This window comes from Pseudomonas tensinigenes (assembly GCF_014268445.2).
GTDB lineage: Bacteria > Pseudomonadota > Gammaproteobacteria > Pseudomonadales > Pseudomonadaceae > Aquipseudomonas > Aquipseudomonas tensinigenes.
This window is the reverse complement of sequence record NZ_CP077089.1, coordinates 1,670,285-1,687,802: the sequence shown is the minus strand read 5'-3', so window position 1 is coordinate 1,687,802 and position 17,518 is coordinate 1,670,285. Positions and strand designations below refer to the sequence as shown.

The window sequence follows — 17,518 nt, the reverse complement described above, 5'->3', positions numbered from 1 at the left end:
CTCCACCAGTGAAATGCGTATCAGGTTTTTAGGAGCGCTGTAATGCCTGACATCTATCACTTCTTCCAACAGCTGGTTAACGGCCTGAACGTTGGCAGCATGTATGCCTTGATCGCCATCGGCTACACGATGGTCTACGGCATCATTGGAATGATCAACTTCGCCCACGGCGAGGTGTACATGATCGGCTCTTACGTGGCGTTCATCGCCATCGCCGGGTTGACCATGATGGGACTCGACAGTGTCCCGCTGTTGATGACGGCGGCGTTCATCGCCAGCATCGTCGTCACCAGTTCCTACGGTTACAGCATCGAACGCATTGCCTACCGCCCCCTGCGCGGCAGCAACCGTCTGATCCCGCTGATTTCCGCGATCGGTATGTCGATCTTCCTGCAGAACACGGTTCTGCTGGCGCAAGACTCCAAGGACAAAGCTATCCCCAACCTGATTCCGGGCAACATTGCCTTCGGCCCAGGTGGCGCACAAGAAGTGCTGATTTCCTACATGCAAATCGTGGTGTTCGTGGTGACCCTGATCGCCATGCTCGGCCTGACGCTGTTCATCTCCCGCTCTCGCCTGGGTCGCGCCTGCCGCGCCTGCGCCGAAGACATCAAGATGGCCAACCTGCTCGGCATCAACACCAACAACATCATCGCCCTGACCTTCGTCATTGGTGCCGCGCTGGCAGCCGTTGCCGCTGTGCTGCTGAGCATGCAATACGGGGTGATCAACCCGAACGCCGGTTTCCTCGTCGGCCTCAAAGCCTTCACCGCAGCGGTACTTGGCGGTATCGGCAGCATCCCCGGCGCCATGCTCGGCGGGCTGGTGCTTGGGGTGGCGGAAGCCTTTGGTGCCGATATCTTCGGCGACCAGTACAAGGATGTCGTGGCTTTCGGCTTGTTGGTTCTGGTGCTGTTGTTCCGTCCGACCGGCATTCTGGGCCGTCCGGAGGTTGAGAAAGTATGACTAGGAATCTTAAACAGGCGCTGTTCAGCGCTTTGCTGGTGTGGGCCGTGGCCTACCCGGTACTCGGTCTGAAACTGACCATCGTCGGCATCAACCTGGAAGTGCACAACACCAGCCCGGCCGTACTGGCGACCATCGCCATCTGCTCGGTGCTGATGTTCCTGCGCGTGCTGTTCAACCAGCAGATCAGCAAAGCCTGGCGCTCGTCGCCCGGCCTGCCGCTGATTCCGGCCAAGGCGAGCAACTTCCTCACCCTGCCGACCACTCAGCGCTATTTCATCATTGCGCTGATCCTGGTGGCGCTGGTGTGGCCGTTCTTCGGCTCGCGTGGGGCGGTGGACATCGCCACGCTGATCCTGATCTACGTGATGCTCGGCCTCGGTCTGAACATCGTCGTCGGTCTGGCCGGTCTGCTCGACCTCGGTTACGTCGGTTTCTACGCCGTCGGCGCCTACAGCTACGCGCTGCTGTCGCACTACTACGGCCTGAGCTTCTGGATCTGCCTGCCGATTGCCGGCCTGATGGCGGCGACGTTCGGCTTCCTGCTGGGCTTCCCGGTGCTGCGTTTGCGCGGTGACTATCTGGCGATCGTGACCCTTGGTTTCGGTGAGATCATCCGTCTGTTCCTGCGTAACCTGACCGACATCACCGGCGGTCCGAACGGCATCAGCAACATCGAGAAACCAACGTTCTTCGGTCTGACCTTCGAACGTAAAGCCGCGGAAGGCATGCAAACCTTCCACGAGTATTTCGGCCTGCAATACAACTCGATCAACAAGGTGATCTTCCTTTACCTGGTTGCCCTGTTGCTCGCACTGGCGGCACTGTTCGTCATCAACCGCCTGCTGCGCATGCCGATCGGTCGTGCGTGGGAAGCGCTGCGTGAAGATGAAATCGCTTGCCGTGCACTGGGTCTGAATCCAACGATCATCAAGCTCTCCGCGTTCACTCTCGGCGCTGCATTCGCCGGTTTCGCCGGTAGCTTCTTCGCTGCCCGTCAGGGTCTGGTGACGCCGGAATCGTTCACCTTTATCGAGTCGGCGATCATCCTCGCCATCGTTGTGTTGGGTGGCATGGGCTCGCAGCTGGGCGTGATCCTGGCGGCCGTGGTGATGATCCTGTTGCCGGAAATGATGCGTGAGTTCAGCGAGTACCGCATGTTGATGTTCGGTGCGCTGATGGTGTTGATGATGATCTGGCGTCCACAAGGTCTGCTGCCGATGCAACGCCCACACATGGAGTTGCGAAAATGAGCCGCGAGATCCTTAAAGTCGAAAACCTGAGCATGCGCTTCGGCGGTTTGCTGGCGGTCAACGGCGTGGCCCTGACCGTCAAAGAGAAACAAGTGGTGGCACTGATCGGGCCGAACGGCGCGGGCAAGACCACCGTGTTCAACTGCCTGACCGGTTTCTACAAGCCATCTGGCGGCAGCATCCTGCTGGACGGCGAGCCGATTCAAGGCCTGCCGGGCCACAAGATCGCCCTCAAAGGCGTGGTGCGTACCTTCCAGAACGTGCGCCTGTTCAAGGACATGACGGCGGTCGAGAACCTGTTGATCGCCCAGCACCGTCACTTGAACACCAACTTCCTGTCCGGCCTGTTCAAGACCCCGGCGTTCCGCAAAAGCGAGCGCGAGGCCATGGAGTTCGCCGAGTACTGGCTGGAAAAGGTCAACCTCAAAGAGTTCGCCAACCGTACCGCCGGCACCCTGGCCTACGGTCAGCAACGACGTCTGGAAATCGCCCGCTGCATGATGACCCGTCCGCGAATCCTCATGCTCGACGAACCGGCGGCCGGTCTGAACCCGAAGGAAACCGAAGACCTCAAGGCGCTGATCAGCGTACTGCGCGAAGAGCACAACGTCACCGTGCTGCTGATCGAACACGACATGAAACTGGTCATGAGCATTTCCGACCACATCGTCGTGATCAACCAGGGCACGCCTCTGGCTGACGGCACGCCGGAACAGATCCGCGACAATCCTGAAGTGATCAAAGCCTACCTGGGGGAAGCGTAAATGCTGCAGTTCGAAAACGTTTCCACCTTCTACGGCAAGATCCAAGCCCTGCACAGCGTCAACGTCGAAGTCCGTCAGGGCGAGATCGTGACCCTGATCGGTGCCAACGGTGCCGGCAAGTCCACGCTGCTGATGACGCTCTGCGGTTCGCCGCAGGCGCACAGCGGCAGCATCCGCTACATGGGTGAGGAACTGGTCGGCCAGGACTCGTCGCAGATCATGCGCAAGAGCATCGCGGTGGTGCCGGAAGGTCGTCGGGTGTTTGCCCGTCTGACCGTTGAAGAAAACCTCTCCATGGGCGGCTTCTTCACCGACAAGGGCGACTATCAGGAGCAAATGGACAAGGTCCTCGGCCTGTTCCCGCGCCTGAAAGAACGCTTCAACCAGCGCGGCGGAACCATGTCCGGCGGCGAACAGCAAATGCTCGCCATCGGCCGTGCGCTGATGAGCAAGCCGAAACTGCTGCTGCTCGACGAGCCGTCGCTGGGCCTGGCACCGATCATCATCCAGCAGATTTTCGACATCATCGAAATGCTGCGCAAGGACGGTGTGACCGTGTTCCTGGTCGAGCAGAACGCCAACCAGGCCTTGAAAATCGCAGATCGGGCGTACGTTCTGGAGAACGGCCGCGTGGTCATGCAAGGCACCGGTGAAGCGCTGCTGACCGACCCGAAAGTGCGCGAGGCGTATCTCGGCGGTTGATGCATGTCGCCAAACAGAAAAACGGCCTTCGGGCCGTTTTTTTTTCATCTGCCAATCCTGAATTCAACACAAGTCCCCTGTGGGAGCGAGCCTGCTCGCGAAGAGGGAGTATCAGTCAGCACATTTGCTGAATGACACACCGCTTTCGCGAGCAGGCTCGCTCCCACAGGGAAGAGTTGTAGCAACCGCTTAGTACGGATTGCAGTGTTGGGCTACCGCTGTAGCCTGATCGACATAAGGCCGTGCCGGCTCAAGGTTCCACTCAGGCTTGTTCCTGACAGGTTTTCCCTCGTAGGTCGCCGCCAGATGGCAGACCATCTGCCGACGCAACGACCCACCATTGATGCTGTACTGCCGCCACTGCTGATCGTCTTTGTGCTTGTTGTACAACTCGGCAAACATCCGGTCGGTCTGGTCGTCCTTGATCGCGCGGCCGCATGCACTCGGCACCACCGAGAGCGACCAGGTATTCGGCCCCAGTTTCGGATCGGGCCGTTGTACCCAGGTGCTCGACTCGATGTACTTCTCACAGAACTGCGTTGGCGCCGGTGCGCTTTGCACGCACGAGAACGTGGCCTTGGCGGTCGGGGTTCGCGGGAAATCGATCTTGATGATGTTGCGGTCCTTGCCGGTCTTGGCCTTGTAGTCGCGCTGATTGGCCAAGGCGTCGTTCAAGCCGCGCTGATCGCTGTAGAAAAAAGCCAGAACTGGCAGCTCGTCGGTCTTCGGGTTGCCTAGACGCAGTTCGGTCTGGGTTTGAAACTCGCGACTGTTGATGACTTTGCGCGCGCCCATGAAGTTGCGAAAGGCGTCGACCCGCTCCTTGCTGCTCATCGGATTGCGCATATTGAAGCCGCACTGCAACTGGTCCTGTTGCCGATTGTTGTTGTACTGGGTGAAGTGCGCGACCCAGGCATTCGGATTGCTGATCGGCGGTTTCATGGCTTGGCAAACCGCTTCTGAAGCCGTGGTGTTTTTGTTGTCGCCGCACCCCCGGTCATTGCGATAGTCGGTCCAGGCGTCATTGGGAAAGGCGCAGTACACGTGTACCGGCGTCTCGGGGTCGCGAATCAGATCCCTTGGCGTAATGAGGTAGCCATTCTGCGTGCTCATGCCGGGGTCTTCATAGCTGATGCCATCGGCGCGCATATACGAGGCGGCAAACGTTCCCAGCTCCACAGCTTTCGGGCTGGGATTCCACACATCCCATTTTTGCCCCTTCGCCGGGTCCGCCCGATGCGTGCCGCGCACCAGTAGCCCGGAACAGTCTGACGCGGGGTCCTGCCCGCAACTGTCGACGGTCTTGTTGTACAACGTTTCAACCTTTTTCAGCGTCTCGTCGCATGACTCGGCACTGGCCCAGGTCGCCTGAACCAGCAGTGGCAACATCAAAAATGGCGTGATCCTGTTCAAACATTTTTTCATGGCTTGCATCTCCTTGATTAGCCAAACACATCTTCAACGCGGGACCGGATTGCACCCCGCTGCCCGAGTCTCGCTGTCCGACAACGCCGGGCGAAACGGCTCGAGATTCCACGGCGTCTTGGCGCGGTAATTGACCAGGACGCAGCCCAATTGCTGACGCATGCTGCCAACGGATCTTTCGTTATCGCGCCAATTGCTATCGGCCCCTTTGAGGGCGAACAACTGGTCGTACAAAACCCCGAGTTGCTCGTTGGGCAAGGCACGCCCTGCCGATGTGGGCACCACACTCAAGCTCCACTCATCCTTGCGTGTACCCGGGTCGTAACGCTTGATCCAATTGGCCGAGGCGATGTAGTCGGGCGCAGGCACAACGGGCGTCGGTTGTACGCCGCCTACCATCATCGGCTCGATCGCCTGATCAGCGGCGACATAACTGAAGCGCTGCTCGGGCGGCTTGGTGAAATCCAGGCGCAGGATCGGCACGCTGTAGCCTTGGGCGTGGAGTTTCTTCTGAAAGTTGCGCGCGCTGTTGAGGCCATTTTCCGGTTTCGGTGGCGCCTGATCACCGCGCGTGGCGAAGTTCTGTGTGCTGTTGACGTTGTAGATAAAAGCATCGATGTACTTCATGTTTTCGCTGCCATCGTTGGTCGCCGTGGCGTTCTTCAACATGAATTCGTTGACCTGGGCACTGAAGGCAAAAGGGTCTTTGTTGGTGGTGTTCGGCCGTGACTCGTGGACGCGGATCATCGCTTTCCAGTCGCTGGGTTTTTCCGCGTTCCATGAACACTGACCATATTGGATCGGGCCCTTCATCAACCCGGTGTATTTCTGCGTCCACTGCTCGGCGGTACTGACCCCGGCTTCGGCGCAGGTACCATAGGCCAGCGCGGCATTGCGATTGTTCATCGCGCCTTGAGCGGTGCGCGGCGGCTCACGGCTGTCGAAAAAGCCGCAGCCATACCACTTGCGCTCAGGCCCGGTGCCGCCGTCGAATGCGTAGATGCAGGTAAATCCCTGCTCCTTGACCGGCAGCTTCAGAGCCGCCGCATCGGTGGGCGTGCGCAGAATGAAACCGGCCGGGTGAATAAGAATTCGCGTGCTCAGATCCTTGCGGATCCACGAGTAGGAAGTCGCGCCGATCTTGATCGCGTAAGGGCTGTAATCCCAAGGATTGAAGGGCCCGTCGTTGACCATTCGCAAGGTCACACCGCTGCAATAGTAGAGGCCGCGTGCAGCACCCGTGTCGGGTTCCTGGCAGGCGTCCTTGAGGGTGTTGTAGTTGAGGTTGATGCGTTTGAGGGTGTCCTGCGGATCGGAGACTGTCTGGGCAGCCGCCGAACTGAACCACAAGGGGAATGTGCAGGCCAAAACAAAACATGAAAACCGGCGCGATAGCACAGGTGAATCCGAGCGATCCTTTTTCATGAGATACCGTCCTGGTAAATCGGCCCAGGCAAAGAGGGCCTTCGAGTTGACTATAGAACACGCATGACAGAGTGGAAAAAACCGGTGAGGTGGATTCCCCCTGTAGGAGCTGCCGAAGGCTGCGATCTTTTGACTTTGATTTTTAAAACAGAATCAAGATCAAAAGATCGCAGCCTTCGGCAGCTCCTACAGGTGATGCGCGTTTTTTCTGAAAAAGATTTGGTTGGGCTGTAACGCATCGCCATGAGCTTTCTCTAGAGGGACAAGCAAGCGCAATCGCGCTTGTAAAAACCCTGAACAAGACTGGAGAAACATCATGACTGCTACCACCCGCACCCTGTCCGCTACTGCCCTGGTTCTGGCCCTTGGTTCTGCCCTGAGCATGGCTGCTGTATCGACCGTCCATGCCGCAGACGCCGACATGGAAAAATGCTTCGGCGTGGCCATGAAAGGTCACAACGATTGCGCCGCAGGTGCAGGCACTACCTGTGCCGGCACGGCGAAAATGGACTACCAGGCCAACGCCTGGAAACTCGTTCCAAAGGGCACCTGCGCTACCACTGAGAGCAAGACTTCGCCGACCGGTTTCGGTCAGATGCAAGCCTTCAAAGCCAAGTCCTGATCGTTGGCCTGCCTGAGTGACGAACATGCTCACGATCAATGACCATGCCCAACCCCGCACTCAGGCAGCCCGCACCGGGCTCCCGTCCCGTGCCGGGCTGGGACTCAAGACCGGGCACTTTCGTGAAGTGCTCGGCTCACAACCGGACATCGGTTTCTTCGAAGTCCACGCCGAAAACTACATGGTGGCCGGCGGTCCGTTTCATCATTTTCTCGGTTTGATCCGCGAGCAGTATCCACTGTCGTTGCACGGTGTCGGCTTGTCCATCGGTGCTGAAGGGCCGCTGGATAAACAACATCTTCAACGCCTTGCCGAGCTGATTCAGCGCTATCAACCGCAAGCCTTTTCCGAACACCTGGCCTGGTCGAGCCATGGCCCGGTGTTCCTCAATGATCTACTGCCGCTGGCTTATGACACGCCGACGTTGAATCGCGTCTGCGAGCATATCGATCAAGTGCAGAACACGCTCAAACGGCCAATGCTGCTGGAGAATCCGGCAACCTATCTGGCGTTTCAACGCTCAACCCTCGATGAGGCAGATTTCATCGCCGAGGTCATCCGCCGCAGCGGCTGTGGCCTGCTGCTGGACGTCAACAATGTCTACGTTTCTTGCGTGAACCATCAGCGTGATCCACTGGCGTATCTCGATGCGCTGCCATTACACACGGTGGCTGAAATTCATCTGGCCGGGTTCGCCGAAGATAGCGACAGCCTTGGCGATCGCTTGCTGATCGACGATCACGGCGCGCCGATCGATCAAGCCGTCTGGGGTTTGTACCGGCAAGTGCTGCAACGCATCGGCCCGGTGGCGACGTTGATCGAGCGCGACAATCAAGTGCCGGCGTTTGCGGTGCTACTGGCGGAAGCTCAGCAAGCTGATGCACTTTTGCTGGATGCTGGAGCACGCACATGAGCGCGCAACGCGATTTCGCTGCCGCGCTCCTCGACACACGGTTACCCTGCCCCGAAGGTCTGTGCAGCGCCAACGGTGCCGATCCGGCAAGCCGCTTTGCGGTGTATCGCAATAACGTACAGGGTTCGCTGATCAATGCGTTGAGCGACAGTTACCCGGTGGTTGCGCAATTGGTCGGCGATGAATTCTTTCGCGCCATGGCGGCCGTTTTCGTCCAACAGCAGCCGCCGCAGAGTCCGTTGATGAATCGCTATGGCGAAGCGTTCGCCGCCTTTATCCAGACATTCGAACCCGCCTCGAGCGTGCCCTATCTGGCCGATGTCGCGCGCCTTGAGCACCTGCGCACCCTCGCCTACCACGCGGCCGACGCCCTGCCCGTGCGCGCGGAACAGATCACGGCAGCACTGGCTGATGTGCAAACGCTGAGTGAGCTGCGCCTCGACCTTCATCCCTCCCTTCACCTGCTCGACTCAGCCTATGCCGTAGTCGCGATCTGGGGCGCACATCAACACGACTTGACGCTGGAGGGGATCGACGTCAACCAAAGGCAACACGCGCTGGTGTTGCGCAATGACCTGGACGTCGAAGTGTTTGCCCTCGACCCCGGCGCCAGCACGTTTATCCGCAACCTGATCGATGGACAGCCCCTCTTGGCAGCGGCTGAAAACAGCCCTGAATTCGACCTTGCGCAAACCCTCGGCTTACTGATCGCGCGCAACGCCATTACCCACTTGAATAGCAAGGAACTGCCATGAAAACGCTCATCACCCGCGCCATCGCGCTGCTGGAAAAAATCCCCCACAGCCTGGTCGCGTTCATTGCGCGTTTCTCGATTGCCGCAGTGTTCTGGAAATCAGGACAGACCAAGATTGAAGGTTTGGCCATTGACCTGATCGACGGCACCTTTCAAGTCGGCTGGCCACGTCTGGCCGATTCGACCATTCCGTTGTTCAAGAGCGAATACCACGTGCCACTGCTGTCGCCAGAGATTGCCGCGCACATGGCGGCGTTCGCCGAACACTTTTTCCCGCTGCTGATCCTGATTGGCTTCGCTACACGGTTTTCGGCGTTGGCGTTGTTGGGTATGACATTGGTCATTCAACTGTTTGTGTACCCCGATGCCTATCCGACTCACGGCACCTGGGCGGCGGTGTTGCTGTATCTGATGGCAACAGGGCCGGGCAAGTTGTCGATTGATCATCTGATCGCCCGCCACTTCGCCAACTGAACGCCGACCTGTAGGAGCTGCCGAAGGCTGCGATCTTTTGATCTTGCTTTGAAAAAAACAAAATCAAAAGATCGCAGCCTTCGGCAGCTCCTACATGGGGTTTATGTTCATATGATCAGCGCTGAAGTCGATCCAGCGCCTCGCCGCTGCGCTTGAACCAGCCGATCAAATAATCCGCCAGCACCTGCGTGCGTTTCGGCAAGCCGCCCTGATACGGATGCACCAGATACATCGGCATACGCCGGGTCTGAAAGTCGCGCAGGAGCCAGCGTAATCGGCCGTCAGCCAATTCCGCCTGCAACAGGTAGGAAGGCAATCGCGCGATACCGGCGCCGCTGAGTGCGGCTTTCTTCAGCAAGTTGTAATGGTTGCTGGCAAACGGTCCTGACACGCGTACCCGCAACAATTCATGCTGCTGGTGATACAGCCACTCTTCGCGCCCGCTGTAGTGGCTATTGAGCAAACAGCGATGTTCGACCAGTGCTTGCGGTGTCAGCGGTTCACCGAAACGCTCGAGATACGCCGGGCTGGCGCAGGTCATTTCCTGCCAGGCCAGCAACGGTTTGGCCACCAGTCGTTGGTCATTGGCCACCTCGCTGCGGATCGCCAGATCAAAGCCGTCCCGTGACAGATCGCGATAACTGTTGTTCAGCTCCAGCTCAATCTGCACCTCAGGGTATTGATGCGAGAACTCCAGCAACAAACCCTCGAAGAAGGTTTCGCCCAGCGACACCGGCACCGTCATGCGCACCGGGCCGGCCATGTCGTCCTTCAACCGCGCCAAGGCCTGACGCGCCCTTTCCACCTGGACGACCAGCGCCTGGGCCTGCGGCAACAATGCTGCGCCGGCGGCGGTCAGGCTCAAGCGCCGGGTAGTGCGTTGCAGCAACACCACAGAAAACTGCGCTTCAAGCTGGCTGATGCGCTTGGACAGCTGGCCCTTGCTGCAGCCCAATTGCTGCGCTGCCAGGGTAAAACTGCCGGCCTCGATCAGCACCGCGAACGCCGCCAGATCATCCATCTCGCTCATGGATTGTTTCCATTTGAAAACCAAAGGTTGCCTATTAGTGCGCTTATCCGCAGAAAAAACCACTCTAGACTGAAACCTCGTTCACTCACTTGAGGTACAGCTCGATGAAGATTCTGTTGATAGGCGCTGGCGGCACTATTGGTTCGGCGGTGGACAAAGAACTCTCGCAACGCCACGAAGTCATTCGTATCGGGCGCAGCAGCGGTGATTTGCAAGTGGATATCAGCGACAGCGCGTCGATCCGCAAACTGTTCGAAAAGACCGGCAAGTTCGATGCACTGGTCTGCGCTGCCGGCAACGTCACCTTCGCACCGCTGGGCGAGATGACGGAAGACAGCTTCGCTCTCGGCCTCAAAGACAAGCTGATGGGCCAGGTCAATCTGCTGCTGATCGGCCGCGAATTCGCCAACGACGGCGCCTCGTTCACCTTCACCACCGGCGTGCTCAGCCACGATCCAATCCGCAGCGGCGCATCGGCAGCGCTGGTCAACGGTGCTCTGGACAGCTTCGTCCGCGCCGCCGCCATCGAACTGCCACGCGGTCTGCGAGTGAACTCGATCAGCCCGACCGTGCTGCTCGAAGCCATGGGCAGCTACGCCCCGTATTTCCGTGGCTACAAGCCGGTTCCTGCGGCGGATGTGGCATTGGCCTACGCGAAAAGTGTCGAAGGCCTGCAGACAGGTCAGACGTTTCACGTGGGCTAAACCCTTGTGATGAACGGTCAGGCTGCGTAACGTGGCGGCACTTGTCTGGAGAGCCGAAAATGCGTGTTGCCCGTTCGTTGGTCGTTGTTGCCCTGCTGCCGTTGTTTGCCGCTTGCCAGTTGCTCGATGGCCAGCGAGAAAGTGCCTCGCACGTCGGGCAGACACGGATGCAGGGGCAACTGACCGCCGCTGACGGCAAACTGGTGTTTCAGCCGTGCCAGGAGCAGCGCCAACTGGTGGTCAATGACGTCGGCGGCACCAGCATCCTGCAAGAGGCTGCCACCCTCGCCGATGAACAGGGCAAGCTGTTCGCCGATGTGCGCGGCAAGGTGGCCGGCGATCGACTCGACCTGACTCAGTTGTACCGCGTCGAACGCTCCGGCACTGCCTGCGATGACCCCAACTTCAAACTGCTGATCCTGCGCACCACCGGCCATGGCCCGGAATGGAACGTCAAAGTCAGCGGCAAAGGCATGGTCATCGACCGCGAAGGTCAGCCGCCACTTGCCGTGCCATATATCGAAGATCAATTGGGCGATGGCCGCTTCAATCTGAGCAGTGAAGCCAACAACCAGCGCATCGAATTGTGGGTCGCGCCGCAGCGTTGCGTCGACAGCAACACCGGCAGCGTGCAGCACATGAGCGCCGAGTTGCGCATCGACGGCCAAGTGCAGCGCGGTTGCGGGTATTTCGGCGGATCGCGCAACGACTGAGCGTTTTAGCCTCACCGGATCCGGCCTTTGCGGCTTATAATCGCGGTCTTCAAACGCCCTGGCGCAGTTGTGCGCCCCGCGAACCCGGATCCTCGCCATGTTACGAATCACTGAACTCAAGCTGCCAATCGACCATCCAGAAGAAGACCTGCGCCCTGCCATCGTGCAGCGCCTGGGCATCGCCAGCGATGACTTGCTCGATTTCACCTTGTTCAAGCGCAGCTACGACGCGCGCAAAAAGTCCTCCGAACTGTGCTTCATCTACACCATCGACCTCGAAGTGCGCGACGAGGCCAAAGTGTTGGGCAAGTTCTCCGACGACCGTAACGTCAACGTGGCGCCGGATGTCAGCTACAAATTCGTCGGTCAGGCGCCGAGAGACCTGAGCCAGCGTCCGATCGTTGTCGGTTTCGGCCCGTGCGGGATCTTCGCCGGCCTGCTGCTGGCGCAAATGGGCTTCAAGCCGATCGTCCTCGAACGCGGCACCGAAGTCCGCCAGCGCACCAAAGACACCTGGGGCCTGTGGCGTAAAAGCGTGCTCAACCCGGAATCCAACGTACAGTTCGGCGAAGGCGGCGCGGGCACGTTCTCCGACGGCAAGCTGTACAGCCAGATCAAGGATCCGAAATTCCTTGGCCGCAAAGTCCTGCACGAGTTCGTCAAGGCCGGCGCGCCGGAAGAAATCCTCTACGTCAGCAAGCCGCACATCGGTACGTTCCGTCTGACCGGCATGGTTGAAAACATGCGCGAGCAGATCCGCGAACTGGGCGGCGAAGTGCGCTTCCAGGAACGCGTCACCGACGTGCTGATCGAAGACGGCCAACTGGTCGGCGTCGAGCTGGCCAGCGGCGAAACCCTGCATTCGAAACACGTGGTTCTGGCCCTCGGCCACAGCGCGCGCGACACTTTCCGCATGCTCCACAGCCGTGGCGTGTTCATGGAAGCCAAGCCGTTTTCGGTGGGTTTCCGCATCGAACACCCGCAATCGCTGATCGACCGCGCGCGTCTGGGCAAATACGCCGGCCACCCGAAACTCGGTGCCGCCGACTACAAACTGGTGCACCACGCCAAGAACGGCCGCTCGGTCTACAGCTTCTGCATGTGCCCGGGCGGCACCGTGGTCGCGGCGACGTCCGAGCCGAACCGCGTGGTCACCAACGGCATGAGCCAGTACTCGCGTAACGAGCGCAATGCCAACTCCGGCATCGTCGTCGGCATCACCCCGGAAGTCGATTACCCGGGCGGCCCGCTCGCTGGCATCGAGTTGCAGGAACGTCTGGAATCTCATGCGTTCATTCTTGGCGGCAGCGACTACAAAGCCCCGGCGCAGTTGGTTGGCGACTTCATCAACGACATTCCTTCAACCGAGCTGGGCGAAGTCGAGCCGTCGTACAAACCGGGTGTGGCGTTGGGTGATCTGGCCCTGGCCTTGCCGGATTTTGCCATTGAGGCGATCCGTGAAGCCTTGCCGGCGTTCGAGAAGCAGATTCGCGGGTATTCGCTGCACGATGCGGTGTTGACTGGCATCGAGACGCGCACTTCGTCGCCGCTGCGTATTACCCGTAACGAGACGCTGCAGAGCATGAACGTGAAGGGCTTGTTCCCGGCCGGTGAAGGCGCGGGTTATGCGGGCGGGATTCTGTCTGCGGGTGTTGACGGGATTCGGATTGCCGAGGCTGTGGCGCGCGACATTCTCGGCCTGAATGACTAATCATCCGAAGCAACACAAATACCCTGTGGGAGCGAGCCTGCTCGCGAAAGCGGAGTGTCATTCAACAGACACGTTGCCTGACATACTGCCTTCGCGAGCAGGCTCGCTCCCACATTGGTTTTTGCATTCGGCTTTAGATATTGGCGCGCAGGACTGACTCAGGCAGTGGCTCCCCACGCTCGGCACTCGCCGCCACCGCCTCAATCAACCCGCTCAACTCATACCCCTGCGCCTGCAACCAATCCTGATCGTAATAAGTGTCGGCATACCGCTCGCCGCCATCGCACAGAATCGCCACGATCGACCCCGATTCCCCCGCCGCTTTCATCTGCTGCGCCGCCATCAAGGCGCCGATCAGATTGGTCCCGCTCGACCCGCCGACATGCCGCCCCAGACGCTGCGCCAGATAATGCATCGCCGCCAGTGACAAGGCGTCCGGAACCTTGACCATCGCATCGATCACCTTGGGCAGAAACGACGCTTCAACGCGCGGCCGGCCAATGCCTTCAATGCGCGAACCGCAATCCAGACGCAAACTCGCATCGCCGGTCTGGTAGTAATCGAAGAACACCGAACGCTCGGCATCGGCGCACAACACACGGGTGCAGTGCTGGCGATAGCGCACGTAACGGCCGAGCGTCGCGGTGGTGCCGCCAGTGCCGGGGCTGGAAATCAGCCAGCTCGGTTCCGGGTGTTTCTCGTAGCGCATCTGCTGGAAGATCGATTCGGCAATGTTGTTGTTAGCCCGCCAGTCGGTCGCGCGCTCGGCGTAGGTGAACTGGTCGATGAAGTGTCCACCATGTTCGCGGGCCAGGCGCTCGGATTCGGCGTAAATCTGCGTCGGATCTTTCACCAGATGGCTCTGGCCACCGTAGAAAGCGATCTGGGCGATCTTCTCTTTGGACGTGGTCGCCGGCATTACCGCAATAAACGGCAAGCCCAGCATCCGCGCGAAATACGCTTCTGAAATCGCCGTCGAACCACTGGACGCCTCGATCACCGGCGCGCCGGGCTTGAGCCAGCCGTTACACAGCGCATAGAGAAACAACGAACGGGCCAAGCGATGCTTGAGACTGCCAGTCGGGTGGCTGGACTCATCCTTGAAATACAACTCGATGCCCGCAAAACCCGGCAGCGGCAAAGGGATCAGGTGGGTGTCGGCGCTGCGCTGAAAATCCGCTTCGATGATGCGGATCGCTTCGCGGGCCCACTGTCGGTTGTCGCTCATGGTAATGGTCTCGTTGAATCGGCAGGAGATGAAGCTGTTAGAAAGGCTCACTCATCAGCTTAGGAAAAATCCTATAGCGCGCACAGATACAGCTGAGTCTCAATATGTCAGGCAACTGCTAGGCTCAGCGTGGCTTGAGCCAGACACCTTGTAACGCCATATAACAAAAAAGAATATAACTTTTGTTTTAACAACTAACAGTACGGGTTAGGGTGTCCCACCTTTTTTGACGATTCGATGGAGAGCGACCTTGCCTCTGCGTAGCACTTTCACGCGTTTCTTTCAGTTGGAAGCTGCCAGCGGTCTGTTATTGATCGCCGCAGCCATCCTAGCCCTGATTATCAACAACTCGCCATTGTCGTGGCTGTACACCGGCCTGCTCGACACGCCGGTGGTGGCGCAGATCGGTGCGTTGAAAATCGCAAAACCGCTGCTGCTGTGGATCAACGACGGTCTGATGGCGATGTTCTTCCTGCTCATCGGCCTGGAAGTTAAGCGCGAAGTCCTCGACGGCCAGTTGTCCAAGCCGTCACAGATCGTCCTGCCCGGTGCCGCCGCGATCGGCGGCATGCTGGTGCCAGCGCTGATTTACTGGTTCCTCAACCGCGACAATCCGGCAGCCCTCGACGGCTGGGCGATCCCGACCGCCACCGACATCGCCTTCGCCCTCGGTGTGCTGGCCCTGCTCGGCAAGCGCGTGCCGGTATCGCTGAAGCTGTTCCTGATGACCCTGGCAATTATCGATGACCTCGGCGCCATCGTGATCATTGCGATCTTCTACTCCGGCGAACTGTCGACCCTGTCGCTGGGTCTGGCGGCAGCGTGCATCGCGGCGCTGGTGGCGATGAATCGCTTGGGCGTGGTCAAACTCGGGCCGTACATGATCATCGGTTTGATCCTCTGGGTCTGCGTCCTCAAGAGCGGTGTCCACGCCACGCTGGCGGGCGTAACCCTGGCCTTCTGCATTCCATTGCGCACGAAAAACGCCGAGCCGTCGCCACTGCTGACCCTCGAACATGCGCTGCACCCGTGGGTGGCCTACGGCATTCTGCCGCTGTTCGCCTTCGCCAACGCCGGCCTGTCGCTGAGCGGTGTCACTGTCGAAAGCTTCACCCATCACGTACCGATGGGCATCGCCGTCGGCCTATTGCTGGGTAAGACCGTCGGCGTGTTCGGCCTGACCTGGCTCGCGGTGAAAACCGGCATCGCCGCCCTGCCCCAAGGCGCCAACTGGGGTCAGGTGCTGGGCGTGGCGATCTTGTGCGGGATCGGCTTCACCATGAGCCTGTTTGTCGGCTCGCTGGCCTTTGAACCAGGTGTGAGTGATTACGCTGGCATGGACCGGATGGGGATTTTGACCGGGTCGATTCTGGCGGCGTTGATTGGTTATGCGGTGACGGCGGCGGCGAGTCGCAAGAACTCCCAACCGATATAACCTCTGTGGCGAGGGAGCTTGCTCCCTCGCCACAAATTTCCTGCGTTCCTGTTACACAGCGAACAATCCCCACGTCTTTAGCGACGCGTCCTACAGCCACCATTTTCCTGCTTCGTTAACGTTGCGCAGCCCTTTGCGAAGGACTGTCGATGGATGAACGAAAGGACGATCAGTGGCTGGCAACAAGGACATTCCCCGGGTTCAAAACCCACCGCAAGGCGACGGGCATCATGTCACCTACCGCTACATGACGGCCACGGAATTGGCCGAGCGCGAGGCCAGACAAAACGCTTACGACGCCATGCTGGCGCGGCAGGAGGCTTTCGAGCGCAGCCGTGAGGTGGCGGTTAGGAAGACAGAGCCCGTTCGGGCTGGCTGCGTATTCGCCAAGTCCTGCAAATTGCCGGATGCGATTATCGATTACGCCAGTCCTTCGGGGATGGTGCCGACGGACAGCCTGAAGGATTACGGCGAGCTGATTCTGTTGGGTGCGCGTGAGGCCGATGAAAGCGGCGCAGTTCCGCTCAAGAAAATCGGCGCAACCGCTATTCCGGCCGGATTTGGCAGTCTGGCTTTGGCGGGATCGGTGTTTGAAGCACTGCCCGCTGCTGTATCTAGTGCGGCAGTTGCGCCTATAGTTGGTTTGGTTGCGCTGTTCATACCATCGAGTCTTGGCGACAGTGCGCTCTATACCGACGAGCAGTTGCGTGGACTTGAACAGGCACGAACGCGTGTTCGGTTGAGGGTCGAACAGCAGGCCGACGGCAGCCTGAAAGGTTACGGTTTCTACACCGGCAAGAATCGCGACTGGGAAATGGTTGATGTCGTGCAGTTCAAGTTGCGTGGCAGCCAGTTCATTGCTGACTTGGGCGAAGGTGTAGAACTGATCTGGACGCCTGCTGTAGATGGCTCGGACATCCTTGGTATTCCCGCGCTGGAGGCTGCACCGCAGACACCGCACATCTGGGTGTACCCGCCGACAAAAGCGGCGGATGGAATTCTGGTGAATCCGGTGTATCCGCCGGAGTACCGGGATTTTATTCTGGTTTTTCCGGTGGGGTCGGGGGTAAAACCGTTATACGTTGTACTGAACACAATACGCAAAGGCTTGGCACCTGCGGGTCACAGCTACCATCAACCACCGAGTACAGAACAAATCACCGCATTTCCAGATTTGAAAAAAGGTAAAGACAAGAATCCGGTCCAGGGCGGAGGTGGACTTCGTAAGCGCTGGACAGATGCCAAAGGAAAGAGAATTTACGAATGGGATTCAAGGCATGGAGAGTTAGAAATGTACCGAAGCGATGGAACGCACCTGGGAGCCTTCGATCCCTATACAGGTGAGCAACGCGAAGGGCCTTTAAAAGAAAGAAGTATCAAAAAAAGATATCTGTGAGGA

18 protein-coding genes are annotated in these 17,518 nt (G+C 59.0%); 14 read left to right on the top strand and 4 right to left on the bottom strand.

Features of this window, described 5'->3' with window-relative positions:
* Window positions 1-42: 42 nt before the first annotated feature.
* The 4 genes from livH to HU718_RS07440 are packed head-to-tail and all read left to right on the top strand — an operon-like array spanning window position 43 to window position 3,685.
* Window positions 43-966: a high-affinity branched-chain amino acid ABC transporter permease LivH gene (gene livH, locus HU718_RS07455; RefSeq protein ID WP_007918526.1), complete on the top strand. Its 924-nt coding sequence runs from the start codon at window positions 43-45 to the stop codon at window positions 964-966.
* Window positions 963-2,219: a high-affinity branched-chain amino acid ABC transporter permease LivM gene (locus tag HU718_RS07450; protein WP_093438700.1), complete on the top strand. Its 1,257-nt coding sequence runs from the start codon at window positions 963-965 to the stop codon at window positions 2,217-2,219. The genes livH and HU718_RS07450 overlap by 4 nt, the downstream gene beginning before the upstream one ends.
* The gene (gene livG, locus HU718_RS07445; RefSeq protein WP_027621149.1) at window positions 2,216-2,983 is read left to right on the top strand and encodes a high-affinity branched-chain amino acid ABC transporter ATP-binding protein LivG; all 768 of its coding nucleotides are present in this window, start codon (window positions 2,216-2,218) and stop codon (window positions 2,981-2,983) included. The genes HU718_RS07450 and livG overlap by 4 nt, the downstream gene beginning before the upstream one ends.
* Window positions 2,984-3,685: an ABC transporter ATP-binding protein gene (locus HU718_RS07440; protein ID WP_008082262.1), complete on the top strand. Its 702-nt coding sequence runs from the start codon at window positions 2,984-2,986 to the stop codon at window positions 3,683-3,685. It abuts the gene before it with no gap.
* A 189-nt stretch (window positions 3,686-3,874) separates the two neighbouring features.
* Here the strand turns inward: HU718_RS07440 and HU718_RS07435 are convergent, their stop codons facing one another.
* Both HU718_RS07435 and HU718_RS07430 read right to left on the bottom strand, forming a co-directional pair.
* Entirely contained in the window at window positions 3,875-5,110 is a 1,236-nt protein-coding gene (locus HU718_RS07435; protein WP_186612600.1) for a DUF2599 domain-containing protein, read from the bottom strand.
* A gap of 33 nt (window positions 5,111-5,143) precedes the next feature.
* Window positions 5,144-6,460, bottom strand: a complete 1,317-nt coding sequence (locus tag HU718_RS07430; protein ID WP_225936844.1) for a DUF2599 domain-containing protein — start codon at window positions 6,458-6,460, stop codon at window positions 5,144-5,146.
* Between the two features lie 138 nt (window positions 6,461-6,598).
* On the opposite strand from HU718_RS07430, the gene HU718_RS07425 reads away from it, so the two are divergent.
* From HU718_RS07425 to HU718_RS07405, 5 genes are all read left to right on the top strand, one after another.
* The gene (locus tag HU718_RS07425) at window positions 6,599-6,769 is read left to right on the top strand and encodes a hypothetical protein (protein ID WP_186612596.1); all 171 of its coding nucleotides are present in this window, start codon (window positions 6,599-6,601) and stop codon (window positions 6,767-6,769) included.
* 82 nt (window positions 6,770-6,851) lie between these two features.
* Window positions 6,852-7,157, top strand: coding sequence for a BufA1 family periplasmic bufferin-type metallophore (locus tag HU718_RS07420; protein ID WP_102902698.1), 306 nt, complete (start codon window positions 6,852-6,854; stop codon window positions 7,155-7,157).
* A 25-nt stretch (window positions 7,158-7,182) separates the two neighbouring features.
* Window positions 7,183-8,070, top strand: a complete 888-nt coding sequence (gene bufB, locus HU718_RS07415; RefSeq protein ID WP_150706155.1) for an MNIO family bufferin maturase — start codon at window positions 7,183-7,185, stop codon at window positions 8,068-8,070.
* Window positions 8,067-8,825, top strand: coding sequence for an HvfC/BufC N-terminal domain-containing protein (locus HU718_RS07410; protein WP_186612594.1), 759 nt, complete (start codon window positions 8,067-8,069; stop codon window positions 8,823-8,825). The genes bufB and HU718_RS07410 overlap by 4 nt, the downstream gene beginning before the upstream one ends.
* A complete protein-coding gene (locus tag HU718_RS07405; RefSeq protein ID WP_186612592.1) occupies window positions 8,822-9,298 on the top strand; it encodes a DoxX family protein in 477 nt (158 codons plus the stop codon). The genes HU718_RS07410 and HU718_RS07405 overlap by 4 nt, the downstream gene beginning before the upstream one ends.
* A 115-nt stretch (window positions 9,299-9,413) precedes the next feature.
* Here the strand turns inward: HU718_RS07405 and HU718_RS07400 are convergent, their stop codons facing one another.
* Window positions 9,414-10,328, bottom strand: a complete 915-nt coding sequence (locus tag HU718_RS07400; RefSeq protein WP_186612590.1) for a LysR family transcriptional regulator — start codon at window positions 10,326-10,328, stop codon at window positions 9,414-9,416.
* Between the two features lie 104 nt (window positions 10,329-10,432).
* Between HU718_RS07400 and HU718_RS07395 the strand changes: the two genes are divergently transcribed.
* The 3 genes from HU718_RS07395 to HU718_RS07385 all read left to right on the top strand — a co-directional run bounded on the left by HU718_RS07395 (window position 10,433) and on the right by HU718_RS07385 (window position 13,456).
* Window positions 10,433-11,032 (top strand): short chain dehydrogenase, encoded by a 600-nt coding sequence (locus HU718_RS07395; RefSeq protein ID WP_122600752.1) that lies wholly within the window; start codon window positions 10,433-10,435, stop codon window positions 11,030-11,032.
* 59 nt (window positions 11,033-11,091) lie between these two features.
* On the top strand, window positions 11,092-11,745 hold the full coding sequence (locus tag HU718_RS07390) for a COG3650 family protein (RefSeq protein WP_186612588.1): 654 nt from the start codon (window positions 11,092-11,094) through the stop codon (window positions 11,743-11,745).
* Window positions 11,746-11,842: 97 nt separating this feature from the next.
* Window positions 11,843-13,456: an NAD(P)/FAD-dependent oxidoreductase gene (locus tag HU718_RS07385; protein ID WP_186612586.1), complete on the top strand. Its 1,614-nt coding sequence runs from the start codon at window positions 11,843-11,845 to the stop codon at window positions 13,454-13,456.
* Window positions 13,457-13,589: 133 nt separating this feature from the next.
* Here HU718_RS07385 and HU718_RS07380 read toward each other — a convergent pair whose 3' ends face one another.
* On the bottom strand, window positions 13,590-14,684 hold the full coding sequence (locus HU718_RS07380) for a PLP-dependent cysteine synthase family protein (RefSeq protein WP_150730959.1): 1,095 nt from the start codon (window positions 14,682-14,684) through the stop codon (window positions 13,590-13,592).
* Between the two features lie 250 nt (window positions 14,685-14,934).
* Here HU718_RS07380 and nhaA point away from each other — a divergent pair, with 250 nt between their 5' ends.
* Window positions 14,935-16,119, top strand: coding sequence for a Na+/H+ antiporter NhaA (nhaA, locus tag HU718_RS07375; RefSeq protein WP_095049134.1), 1,185 nt, complete (start codon window positions 14,935-14,937; stop codon window positions 16,117-16,119).
* Window positions 16,120-16,291: 172 nt separating this feature from the next.
* Window positions 16,292-17,515, top strand: a complete 1,224-nt coding sequence (locus tag HU718_RS07370) for a colicin E3/pyocin S6 family cytotoxin (protein WP_150706148.1) — start codon at window positions 16,292-16,294, stop codon at window positions 17,513-17,515.
* The last annotated feature ends 3 nt before the right edge of the window (window positions 17,516-17,518 follow it).